This is a genomic window from Vibrio bivalvicida (assembly GCF_001399455.2).
Lineage (GTDB): Bacteria > Pseudomonadota > Gammaproteobacteria > Enterobacterales > Vibrionaceae > Vibrio > Vibrio bivalvicida.
Map to the genome: position 1 here is coordinate 25,611 of NZ_LLEI02000030.1, position 11,728 is coordinate 37,338.

The window sequence follows — 11,728 nt, forward strand, 5'->3', positions numbered from 1 at the left end:
CACTCCTTACTGCATGTATAAGCCGCCATTTACAGAGAGTGTTTCCCCCGTAATGTAGGCAGCGGCATCGCTCACTAAGAAAGAAACTGACTTAGCAACTTCTTCTGGCGTTGCCAAACGACGCATAGGGATTTGAGCTTTAATAGATTCAAGGACTTCAGGTTTCATTTCCTCAACCATAGGCGTGCCCGTATAACCTGGAGCTACCACATTTACTGTTACTCCAGAACGCGCACCTTCTGCAGCTAAAGCCTTTGAGAAACCAATCATGCCAGCCTTGGCAGCAGAATAGTTAGTTTGTCCGAACTGTCCTTTGATACCATTAACAGACGAAATATTGACTACTCTACCGTTACCCTTTTCGCACATTGCGGCGAACAGAGGCTGAGTAACGTTGAATACACTATTTAAGTTTGTCTCGATAACCTCTTTCCATGCAGAAGCAGTCATCTTTTTGAACGTACCATCACGTGTAATGCCAGCATTGTTGACAATTACATCAACGGTCCCTTCTTCTTCAAGTAAGCCTGCTAAGCGCTCAGCACACTGCTCAGTATCCGTAACGTCAAGTTCGAATAAACGCACTTGTTCGTTAGTGAATCCCTTCTCATTGAACCATTCTTGAGCACATTGCTTTTTGCCAGTGAAATGTGTGGCAATCACACGATAGCCATCGTTCACTAATTGAGTAGTAATAGCAGAACCAATTCCGCCTTTTGATCCAGTGATCAAAGCGAGTTTTTTCATTAAGAGACTCCATTCTTAACAGCAATAAATAACCAAGTATTGTGTTTTTTGGGTGCTTGCTATTAAGCACCAACCAACGTCATTAATAAACTTTTGTAAGACTTTTCTTCCGTCTTTTAATTATCAAAAGTAATCGGTATTTATTACAGTTCAAATACTTTCTGAAATTAAATGCATAAAGTTGAACAAGGTCTCATATAGAATGAAATGTTATATGGTTGTTAACTAGAGATAAGGTATTGTTTTTAATACCAAAACCGTTACAAACACGCAAGTCACTAACGGCTATCCCATTGTTTAATAACGTTTTTCATTGAATTTCACTCGTTTCATTGCTCTCCATCACCTATTAGGTGAAAGCTATTTTCGTGACTTATCAGTCTATTGTTTATGACTATATTGTTACTAACTGACATTGACTTCAGTCTTATTCGAGACTTTATTATAGTTGCAGTACTATCAATTAATTTCCATAAATTACTGAATGGAATAATATTTTGTATAGCAGACCTTATTTGACTTTAGTCTAAATAGAATAAGAATTTCGTTCTTAGATTGCTATTAACAATAAGGACAATAGAAAGGCAACAATAAGAACAAAAAAGCCCGGATGCGAAATCCGGGCTGTCTACAAACGAATCGTTATTCAATCCTTGAACTATCCGGCAGTGGAAGGTTTGATTCGGTAGAAAATGGTGAATAAAACAGGGACAACAATTAGAGTCAGAACGGTAGCGAAACCCAATCCGGCCATAATTGTAATCGCCATTGAGCCAAAAAATGCATCAAATACCAACGGTATCATGCCCAAAATTGTGGTGACAGCGGCCATGCTAACGGGACGTACGCGAGAAATAGCACTGTCAAAAACGGCTTGATACGGATCTTTTCCTGAATTCAATTCAATATTTATTTGATCAAGCAGCACTATACCGTTCTTAAGAATCATACCGCTTAGACTCAGCAGCCCTAAGAATGCCGTGAAACTAAATGGCATATCTGTCGCAAGTAGTCCTATCGAAACACCAATAATAGATAACGGTACAGTCAACCAAATAACCAACGGTTTTCTAAATGAGTTGAACAAAAGCATGGTAATGATAAACATTAGTAGATAACCCATTGGCATTGAGCCAAACAGAGCTTGCTGCGCATCTTTAGAAGATTCATATTCACCGCCCCAACTGATTGAATACCCATCTGGTAAAGGTAGCGCTTCAACTTGCGGACGAACGCGGCTGAATAAACTTGCCGGTGTTTCATGGCCAAGTACATCATGATCAGCCAGTACCGTTAGTGTACGTTTTCTGTCTCTACGCTGAATCAACGGCTCCTGCCAATCTAAAGCTACACCATCAATAACCTGCTCCACAGGGATATAGTTTTGTAGTGTTGGGCTCCAAATCTTAACGTTGGCTAAGGATTCAAAGTCCACGCGCTCTTGTTCGGGTAATCGCGCAATGATTGGCAGCATATGCGTGCCATCACGAAGCAAGCCAATAGGTGTGCCTCCAAATGCCATTTGTAACGTATTCGAAACCTCTTCTTGGGAAATGCCCAAACGACGCGCTTTTGACTCGTTGAATTGCGGGACGAGTTCTTTTGTTCGCTCGCGCCAATCGTGACGAATATTTCGTGCACCTGGGTCTTGAAGTAATACGTCTTCAACTCGCACTGCGATATCACGTAGTACCTGTGGATCAGGACCTGTAATTCGAGCTTCAATTTTCGACGCTGGGGAAGGTCCAAATTCCATCAATTTAAATTGAAACGTTGGCTGATTGAACTTCTCTGAGAGGTTTTTATCGAGCTTTTCTAACAACTCAAACATCGTTTCACGGTCGTGAGTTCTAACCTGCAATTGGGTATAAGCTTCGTAGCTCTTTTCAGGCTGATAAGTTAAAGCAAAACGCTGTAACCCCTGCCCTGTTGTCGTTGAAACAAACTCAACGTTTTCTTGTTGGCGAATGTATTTTTCAACCTTCTTTGTTTCTTCTATAGTTTGTCGAATATCCGTACCTTGAGGCATCCACATATCGACATAGAACATCGGCGTATTCGATGGTGGGAAGAACTGTTGCTTCACCATGCCAAAGCCTGCTACAGCGACCACAAGCAACCCCACCATGCTTATCACAGTTAACCAGCGAAAGCGAAGAGCAAACTTTAAGCAAGCACCAAAGGCTGTAAACAATACGCCTTTATACGGGTCTGCATCTTCTGCGGCGTTACTATTGTCTTCTTCGTTGAGTAATAGATCAGCTAAGAATGGAGTCAATGTTAGCGCCGTGACCCAACTTAAGAACAAGGAATAGCACAGCACCCAGAACAATGAGCCCATAAACTCCCCGGTGGCATCCTCGGACAGGCCAATAGGTGCAAATGCTGTAATCGCAATGACTGTTGCACCAAGCAGTGGCCATTGTGTCTGTTTCGCGATATCTATCGCAGCTTGAACTTTGGTCTTGCCACGTTTAAGACCAACCAATATGCCTTCGACAACCACAATTGCATTATCAACTAACATCCCCAACGCAATGATCAGCGCGCCCAATGAAATACGATGCAGCTCAACATCATTTTGCTTCATTAGGATAAATGTACCCATCACCGTAAGTAGAAGAACGGCACCAATGATAACTCCGCTGCGAAGCCCCATAGTGAAAAGTAAAACAATGATTACAATAGCGACGGCTTGAGCCAGACTTACTAAGAAGTCATTAACTGATTTCGATACTTCTGCAGGTTGATTATAGAAGTAATTGACCTCGACACCAGCAGGTCGAATATTCTCTAATGCAGCTAACTCAGCATCTAGTGCTTTGCCCACTTCGACAACGTTGACACCCGCACCAAAAGAGATGGCAAGATTAATTGCAGGCTTACCGTTAAATGTAACGACATTTGAGGGCTTATCTTGAATGCCACGGCTAATAGCAGCAACATCTTTCAAACGAATCAGATTACCCGTGTCACGACCGTGAATGATGAGTTCTTCTAACTCTTGTTCAGAACTCATAGTACCGCTTGGCCGGATCGTCAATGTTTGGCCATTCACCATAACTTCACCGGCAGACTGAACACTGTTTTGCTGGTTGAGTAAACCTACGACGGTATTCATGTCGAGGTTAAGTGCGGCAAGACGCTCTAAAGATATTTCGACAAATAACTGCTCTTGTTGGTCGCCTGCAATTGCAACTTTGCCCACGCCATCAACCAACTCAAGTTCACGGCTTAGGTAGTCCGCATATCGTTTAAGTTCAATAAAATCGTAGCCTTCACCCGTGAGCATGATCATGATGCCATAGACGTCACCAAAATCATCAATGATCTGAACCGAATTGACGCCACTCGGAAGATTGGGCCGTAGATCATTAATCTTTCTACGCATTTCATCCCATATTTGAGGAAGTTCATCTGGGCCGTATTCCATCTCCATACTAACCGTTATCTGAGACATTCCATTCGAAGATGTCGATGTCACCTTATCGATATAGGGAAGCTTCCGAATTTCTTTTTCAAGCGGGTAAGTAAGTTCCTCTTCAACTTCTTGCGATGTTGCACCTGGATAAGTAGATATGATCATCGCGTCTTTTATCGTAAACGCGGGATCTTCTAATCGCCCTAGATCCACAAAAGAAGTGTAACCACCAATCGCTAGGATGATTAAGAACAACCAACTAATTACTTTGTTTTTTATCGAGTACTCAGCAATGCTCACAGCTCAGCTCCCTTAATTTTCATACCGTCACGTAATTTTCTTAAATTCGAATTAATCAGCACATCACCTTTTTCAACTCCAGTTCCAACTAGCGCGCCATTTCCTGTAATTTGATCAACTATCACCGGATAACGATGTGCTTCGCCTTGTTCATGCTTCCACACATAAAAGTCTTGGGGTTGTCGACCAGGATCAATCGCCGTCATTGGTAGCTGATAAGCTTTAAAGGTATCTAATCCTGCTTTCACTAAGTCGACCGAAACCTTGGCACTTGTCCCGGGCAAAATAGGTTGCTCAACCTGAGGCATTTTCAACCACAGTTCGTATGTTTGGCTTTGTGGATGAAGTTCGCTGGTATGCTCATAGTAAGAGATTGGATAGCTACCACTGTGCCCAGAAAATGTCGCCATTGGCTGATAATCTTGCGCATTGGTCTGAGGGTTTAGCAGCGCGAGTACAGAATCAGACACCTCGATTTTCACATAAACTTGGCTAGCTTGATAAAGAGAAATCACTTGCTCTCCCGGACTGATGTTCTCGAATTTCTTCTTATCTACTGATGAAATAACACCATCAAATGGCGCACGAAGACGCATGTACTTCATTGTTGCTTTTGCTGAACCGAGATTCGCTTGTGCAAGTTGAAAGTTGGCCGTCAACTCATCCAGCTCAGCGCTAGAGATCATTTTGCTTTTGCGTAGTTCTTGCCCACGCTTAACCTGTTTTAGAGCAAGTTCGTATTTCGCTTGCGCATCATTGAGCTGTTGCTTTGCTTTCGAATTATCGAGCAAGGCGATAGCTTGTCCTTTAGTGACATTGTCACCTTCTTTAACCAAAATCGACGCGATCTCACCATCTAAGCGAAAAGCGAGGGGGGTCAATTCTGCAGGCATAACTTGGCCATTAAAATTGCGGAACTGGCTCTGTGACGCCGCTTCAACATTGAATGTATCAACTATCAACGGGTTAGCGTCGCGGTGAGCTGTTTCTGGTGTACAAGCCGAAAGCAGTAAGACCGATAAAATCGTCAGAACATAAGATTTAGAATGCATGTTAAATACCCCCCTCTCTCTTCCACGCCTTGACCTGTTGCCCGGGAGATAAGTTCTCAACACCAGCTTGGACGATAAGATCTCCGCTCGTAACCCCATCAACAATGTTTCCATTGCTGTCTAGCACTACATGGATCAAAGAGATGGTCTCTGTCTTGGTATCAAATCGGTATAGTTGCCCTTCTCCATTTTGTAGTGAAACCCAGGCAGTAGAAGCAAAATTCAGCCCTTCTCCTCGCTGCTCGTTTAGCAGTTGCACCTGTCCGGTCATACCTGGTAATAAGTTAAGCTGCTGCGGCCTTTTAACAATTAAACTAGCAGTGTAGCTATTGGTATCTGCGTCAGGCTGAGTCGAGATTTCTTTAAACTTTGCTGGCATAGAAATTTGTTTGTGGCTGTCCATGACTACTTGAAAGCTTGAGTCTGCGATATGATCTAGACCATGCCTTTCGACGTAGCTAACTGGAACAGTCAATACAACATCAAGAACATTGTTGTCGATTAAATTAAGTACCGGCTGGTTTGCACCAACAACTTGATATTCTTTACCAAAAGTAAGCGACACTACTCCATCAAAAGGCGCAATAATCTGGGTGTAGTTTAGATCCGTTCTTGCCTGTTCTAATGCTGCTTTGGCCGCTTTATACTGAGTTTCATTTTGATCATAGGTATCAACGCTAATTAACTGTTTAATATGCAATTGAACAGCACGCTCAAAAGCCGTTTTGGCCAAATTATATTCAGCAAGACGTGCATCAAATGCCAGTTGGTAATCGGTCGGGTCAAGCTCAGCTAACACATCACCTTTTTTTACCACACTTCCCATGCGTACATTGATGCTCTCTATTTCCCCCGCCACTTGGAAAGACAACGCAGCACGATCTGTTGCATCAATTGTCGCAATGAATGAGTCAAATTTTTTAGTCGATAAATCAGGCACTTCTATCAGCTTGACCGGTTTAACTACAGAATGAGTCATTTCTGAATTCGCTTTGTTACAACCCGCCGTACCTATAGCGATAACTCCAACAGCAAGGAGTTTTATCGCCGGCTTTATTCTCTCTGTTAATGCGTTCATGGCTAAGCATCTTTGTTTATTACACACTCGTGCAGTATATTTAAATCCCAACCAAGATCAATGTTTATTTTCCAGGTGTGTAATATAAAATTTAAACGATCTATACTGTTTAGATGTTCTTTGATGAAATCGAACGAAATTTCTGGTAGAAAGAAGGCGTTTCACAAGATTGATGAGAGTTATGACTGAAAGAAAGCAAGGCCGAAGAAGTGCTCAAGACGCAGAAAAGACCAAATGCGAAATCATGCGCGTTGCAACAGAGCTGTTCTGCGATTTAGGCTATGAGCGCGTGTCTCTGAGAAACATCAGCGATAAAGCAGGTGTATCTCATAGCTTGATCCGCCACCATTTCGGTAGCAAAGAGCAAATTTGGTATGCAATTAGTGATGGTTTGCACCTGTATATGGAAAAGTACATTCGTACGATAATCGAGCATATGCCAGTCGACGTCGGCACCAACATAAAGTTATATTATTTTTCTGTGCGTTTGCTCGCTCATATGCTCGAATTTAAACAGCCAATCCAGTTAATTGCCGATGCTGTGAGACAAGAAGACGCGCTCTTCGACTACTTCATTGATAATTCAGGTGAAATTGAACAACTTATTTCCCAATTGGCTAACCAATACAACGAACAACACCCAGAGGCTCAAATCAAGATATGGGAAATCAAGTGGCAAATGATTATGTATGCTCATGGTGCCGCCAGCTTAACCCCTTTCATGAAAGAAACCTGGGTTGATGAAACCGATTGTTTGGAAGAATGCTTATTGAAGCACTGGGAAATGTACAACACCATGATGGCTTGTCGTTTTCAAGTACCAGAGTCGTTCATTTTACGCCCTAGTAAAGTCTCGGAACTAGTATACGACATAGAATGCGACATCAAAGCCCTCTCTGAAGAGGCACCTTAAGCTCCCTCTATCAAGCGAGGTTAATTGGCGATTAAGACTACACCTCGCTTGGTAGAAGACCCATAAGATACAAAAACATTGCATATGAACTATTTAGACAAAAACTGATCATAGTTATAGCTACCTTTCACTGCTTATCGTATGTTCTGTTCAAAAATATCGCTTTTCCTCAATTCATCAGCAATGCACAGCAACTTATCGAAGCTTCTATCCTACTTAGCTAACTGCAGCAACGCTCTGCCTCAGCAATATTGAGATCACAGGATGACTCAGTGTTATTTGTGCACGATGGCGGTGGTTCTACTTGGCTTGATGCCACCTTTATTTACAAAAAGTCTCTATATACAAGGCTTCGACTTGCTGTCGCGCCCATTGCGTACGACGCAGAAACTTCAATGATGACTTGATAGATGGGTTATTATAGAAACAGTTTATTTGAATTTGAGCATCCAAACCTTCCCACCCATAGTGCTCTTGCAAGCGTACAAGGATTTTTTCCAAGGTTAATCCATGTAGAGGGTTGTTTGGTTGTTCTTGGCTCATAATTCATCTTCCTAGAGGCTGCAATCCCCTAGTTTAACAGAATATCACAAGGTCCCCACCTAGTATTTGCACCAAGAATTGATGACAAACAAAGCGTAATAGTTAAAGCTTCAACACCTAGCATGGCAGACAGCTTTATGGCTTTCTTGAGCCATGTCCTTTGCAACCTGAAACTCGGTAGTGGCCGAATGCTAGAAATTTATTCACCAGCTAAGTTAATTGCAACGCTTATTGCATACGATTTGTCGCCATAAATGGTTTTAACCATTGATTTTACGTCGCCTTCTAATTTTCTTACGGTCATGTCATTTAATGAGTTGGCAGTCTGCCTTAAGCCATTTGATACGTTTGAAACTATACGAGTTCTTCTAAAACTTCATAAGGCTCAACACTTACTTTCAGATAGGTATCTTCGTCTAAAGCTATCGTATGAAACTCTGCCTTTCCAGCACTATTAACTAAATTAACTTCAAGCCAGATTTTGTCATAATCATCTATATACCAAACGCGCCATAAGAGATTTGACTGAACAAGTACTTCGTAAACTTTGTATGTGTCATACAAATCAGAGCTAGCATTCTTCGACGCTTCAATTAAATCAGCAGGAACACTGACTACTTGGACTAAGTAATCGATTTCAATCATAAAAACTCCGAAGTAATTGTTTGCCACAAAAATCTAGTGTACCCACGTAAAAGTAGACATAACATAGTTACACTTAAAGTATTGTGCCGTAATCACTTAAGCCAAAGCAAATCAAAAGTGCCGAGCGTTGGAAAGCCGTCTTAAATGCTAGTTAACGACTGGTGGTGATAGCTTTGAATTTACTATTCTTACGATCTGACGAACGGGTTGTAACTGAATTTCAGCAATAATTGCAGTTACAAAACCCGTTATTACAATAGGGATGCCAATCGAAAAGCTAAACCACATTGCACCACTTATTTCGGGCTGTCCCCACTGACTGAAAATCGAAGACAGAAGTGAAGAAAGCATCAACGTCAAAGCTATAAGCTGAATCCAAGTATGAGTAGACACTACAAAAGTATTTGAATAGGCACTTTTACGAATAACAACCTTACCAGTAACTGCCCCCATCCTTACGCGAATACTTGAATTACTACCAGATACTTCATACCCCTGAGCAATTAACTCATCAATTATTTTCTCCACTCGAAACTCCTTTTTTCTGAGTCGCACAACGCCGTGTTAAGTAGTAAGCAGCGCAACCTCCAAACCTAAACCATTGTGCCGTAAACACGACGCAAACTTTGAAGCAAATTCACCGAACGTTGGTAGTCCGTCTTAAGTAGTTTGTTATGTGCGTGCCTAAAAGTACGTTGACAGAATATCCACTTCCATATCTAGAAAGCCCGGATAGTAAAACTTACACCCATCAGAGATAAGATCATTTACAAGAAGATTAAAGCGTTTTAAAGTCATACAGTATGACTGCATTGCATCTACTCCATAAATATACTCATCAATACCCAATGCCAACACACTAAATTTACAGCGATAATCACCCGTTACCGAATTTGGATCTGGCTCAGGCAAACCTAATTCAAAAATCAAATGTAGCTCTTTATCGTTGGGTTTCTTCACTACATATTCGCTGCTTATCATAAATAGTCCTCAAAGCAAATAACACTGCGTTAAGTAGTGAGCACCACCACCACGGAACTTAACCCATTGTGCCGTAAACACTAAAAACAATTCAAATCCAAAATGCCAAGCTCTGTTAATCACTCTAAAATGACGCCAGAGTCTTTTGTTATGCCTTCGGAGCAAGAACCAGTTCGAATTTAGGAAACTATTTAGTACATTACCCTAACAACACGCTTATTACATCGTTTAGGGAGACACTATGTCTAAAGTTGCCATAATCACTGGCGCTAGCCGCGGGATTGGTAAAACTATTTCTCATTACTTTGCTCAGGAAGGGTACTCTTTAGTATTACTTGCCTTAAATACGGAAAACCTTGAGCAGGCTAAAGCAGAGTTAAAGTCCCAGTATTCCTCATGTCCAGTGAAGACAGTATCCGTCGATTTCAATAACCCTTCTGAAGTTGAAACCACCATCACTTCAATCATTAAAGAGTATGGAAACATTGATGCTATGGTTAACAGTGCGGGTGTATTAGCCGCTGGTAATACAAACCTTCCCTTAGCTAAGCTTTCTGAGCTGGTAAATGTAAACCTATTATCTACAATCACAGCTTGTAATCTGATTGCTGAGAAAATGAAACAACAAGGCTACGGAGAAATATACATCCTTGGCTCTACTGCTGGTTTGGCGCCAGTTCATAAAATTGCCGCATATTCAGCAACAAAAGCTGCAATTGTTAGCTATAGCCAATCGCTTTATCACGAGCTTCTTCCTTTTGGGGTAAAGGCATGCTGTTTATGCCCTAGTGTCGTAGATACTGATATGACTAATGACGGACGCATTGATAATAAGTTAAAAATTGAAACACAAGATCTAGCAAAAGCACTCAGCTTTATTCGAAGCCTATCTCCTGGGGCTGCCGTTAGCACACTCTCCATACGTTGTAGTGTCATAGACTTAGAGTAACTCGTAATTTTCAGAGAAGACTAGTGTACCCCACGAAAAGTGGGGGGCTAGGACACCTAACGCCCTACTAAGCGGCTGACAACATGCCATAACAACGCAAACAAACCACCTTAAACACAGACCAACTTTTGGAATACACTCGCCGAGCGTTGGCTGTCCGTCTTAAGCAGTTTGTTATGAGTATGACTCAAATGGGGTGAGGTCTATACCCTCGATGTCGCAAACCGCTTTAATAGTTGGGTTCAAACAAAGACGCTTTAAATACGCTGCTAGGTGTTTGAAATCGAGTGGTGACTTTTCAATTGGCAACGACCATTCTGCAAGCATAAACAAGAAGTAGTCACATGCTGATAAGGTATCACCCAGCAAGTATTCTTGCAGCTCTAACTGGTCGTTGATAATTGACAATGCATCAGCAATCCTTTCGTCCTGCGCCGCTATAACATTTGGAATGGTAGCTTCATCGTTAGTGTGGCGATGAGGGTAATAGCGAACCATGAGTTCAGCTTGCAGCGTATTATTAAGAAACGCGAGCCATTGATAAAACAAAGGACGAGTCGGCTCACCTAACGATGGCATTAAATCTGATTCAGGGTGCAATTCGCAGATGTGCACGCAGATAGCTGGGCTTTCGAAAACTGGCTGGTCATTAACAACTAAGGTCGGTATGCGCCCTGCTGGGTTGAGCCTAAGATAATCCGCTGATTTTTGAGAGTTCGATTTTTTATCGACTAACAACAGCTCATAGTCTGCTTTTAAATGATGAAGCAAAAAATGAGGAGCGAGGCTCGCATTGTTTGGATAGTAATAAAGCTTGAACAAAATTGACTCCTTGTCTCTATAATTGCGGACACATGACGCCCAATTAAGGGGGTGAACAACGCCTCCCCCAACTTAAAGCATTGTGCCATAAACACTAAACTTGAATCCAAGGAACCAAAAAAGCCACGCGTTGCGATTCACTCTTAAACAATTTGTTGTATGTATTCTGCGCTTACAGTGAGGCGTATAGCTCAGTTAATGTCGGAAACTTTGAGCAATCCCTGTAGTGGTACGGTGAATTTGGCCACCTGATTAGAGGTGTTAAGATGCACCTCGT

Annotated in this window: 11 protein-coding genes; 2 read left to right on the forward strand and 9 right to left on the reverse strand. The window is 41.9% G+C overall.

Annotated elements, in window-relative coordinates; translation table 11 throughout:
• Positions 1-6: 6 nt before the first annotated feature.
• The 4 genes from APB76_RS10720 to APB76_RS10735 all read right to left on the reverse strand — a co-directional run bounded on the left by APB76_RS10720 (position 7) and on the right by APB76_RS10735 (position 6,598).
• The gene (locus APB76_RS10720) at positions 7-747 is read right to left on the reverse strand and encodes an SDR family oxidoreductase (RefSeq protein ID WP_049846288.1); all 741 of its coding nucleotides are present in this window, start codon (positions 745-747) and stop codon (positions 7-9) included.
• Positions 748-1,405: 658 nt separating this feature from the next.
• Positions 1,406-4,468 (reverse strand): efflux RND transporter permease subunit, encoded by a 3,063-nt coding sequence (locus tag APB76_RS10725; protein WP_054963490.1) that lies wholly within the window; start codon positions 4,466-4,468, stop codon positions 1,406-1,408.
• A complete protein-coding gene (locus tag APB76_RS10730) occupies positions 4,465-5,520 on the reverse strand; it encodes an efflux RND transporter periplasmic adaptor subunit (RefSeq protein ID WP_054963491.1) in 1,056 nt (351 codons plus the stop codon). The genes APB76_RS10725 and APB76_RS10730 overlap by 4 nt, the downstream gene beginning before the upstream one ends.
• A gap of 1 nt (position 5,521) precedes the next feature.
• Positions 5,522-6,598: an efflux RND transporter periplasmic adaptor subunit gene (locus tag APB76_RS10735; protein WP_054963492.1), complete on the reverse strand. Its 1,077-nt coding sequence runs from the start codon at positions 6,596-6,598 to the stop codon at positions 5,522-5,524.
• Between the two features lie 181 nt (positions 6,599-6,779).
• On the opposite strand from APB76_RS10735, the gene APB76_RS10740 reads away from it, so the two are divergent.
• Positions 6,780-7,511, forward strand: a complete 732-nt coding sequence (locus tag APB76_RS10740) for a TetR/AcrR family transcriptional regulator (RefSeq protein ID WP_054963493.1) — start codon at positions 6,780-6,782, stop codon at positions 7,509-7,511.
• Between the two features lie 321 nt (positions 7,512-7,832).
• Here APB76_RS10740 and APB76_RS10745 read toward each other — a convergent pair whose 3' ends face one another.
• From APB76_RS10745 to APB76_RS10760, 4 genes are all read right to left on the reverse strand, one after another.
• Positions 7,833-8,054, reverse strand: a complete 222-nt coding sequence (locus APB76_RS10745) for a VF530 family protein (RefSeq protein ID WP_054963494.1) — start codon at positions 8,052-8,054, stop codon at positions 7,833-7,835.
• Between the two features lie 354 nt (positions 8,055-8,408).
• Entirely contained in the window at positions 8,409-8,699 is a 291-nt protein-coding gene (locus APB76_RS10750; RefSeq protein ID WP_054963495.1) for a hypothetical protein, read from the reverse strand.
• Positions 8,700-8,846: 147 nt separating this feature from the next.
• Positions 8,847-9,227, reverse strand: coding sequence for a hypothetical protein (locus APB76_RS10755; RefSeq protein WP_054963496.1), 381 nt, complete (start codon positions 9,225-9,227; stop codon positions 8,847-8,849).
• A 156-nt stretch (positions 9,228-9,383) separates the two neighbouring features.
• On the reverse strand, positions 9,384-9,680 hold the full coding sequence (locus APB76_RS10760) for a hypothetical protein (protein WP_049846296.1): 297 nt from the start codon (positions 9,678-9,680) through the stop codon (positions 9,384-9,386).
• Positions 9,681-9,921: 241 nt separating this feature from the next.
• Between APB76_RS10760 and APB76_RS10765 the strand changes: the two genes are divergently transcribed.
• Positions 9,922-10,629: an SDR family NAD(P)-dependent oxidoreductase gene (locus APB76_RS10765; protein WP_049846297.1), complete on the forward strand. Its 708-nt coding sequence runs from the start codon at positions 9,922-9,924 to the stop codon at positions 10,627-10,629.
• 174 nt (positions 10,630-10,803) lie between these two features.
• Here APB76_RS10765 and APB76_RS10770 read toward each other — a convergent pair whose 3' ends face one another.
• Positions 10,804-11,451, reverse strand: a complete 648-nt coding sequence (locus tag APB76_RS10770; protein ID WP_054963497.1) for a glutathione S-transferase family protein — start codon at positions 11,449-11,451, stop codon at positions 10,804-10,806.
• Between the last annotated feature and the right edge of the window lie 277 nt (positions 11,452-11,728).

Coding starts and splice junctions, on each gene's coding strand:
- APB76_RS10760 (WP_049846296.1), bottom strand. CDS start 9,680: ATGATAAGCAGCGAATATGTAGTGAAGAAACCCAACGATAAAGAGCTA.
- APB76_RS10720 (WP_049846288.1), bottom strand. CDS start 747: ATGAAAAAACTCGCTTTGATCACTGGATCAAAAGGCGGAATTGGTTCT.
- APB76_RS10765 (WP_049846297.1), top strand. CDS start 9,922: ATGTCTAAAGTTGCCATAATCACTGGCGCTAGCCGCGGGATTGGTAAA.
- APB76_RS10750 (WP_054963495.1), bottom strand. CDS start 8,699: ATGATTGAAATCGATTACTTAGTCCAAGTAGTCAGTGTTCCTGCTGAT.
- APB76_RS10735 (WP_054963492.1), bottom strand. CDS start 6,598: ATGAACGCATTAACAGAGAGAATAAAGCCGGCGATAAAACTCCTTGCT.
- APB76_RS10745 (WP_054963494.1), bottom strand. CDS start 8,054: ATGAGCCAAGAACAACCAAACAACCCTCTACATGGATTAACCTTGGAA.
- APB76_RS10740 (WP_054963493.1), top strand. CDS start 6,780: ATGACTGAAAGAAAGCAAGGCCGAAGAAGTGCTCAAGACGCAGAAAAG.
- APB76_RS10730 (WP_054963491.1), bottom strand. CDS start 5,520: ATGCATTCTAAATCTTATGTTCTGACGATTTTATCGGTCTTACTGCTT.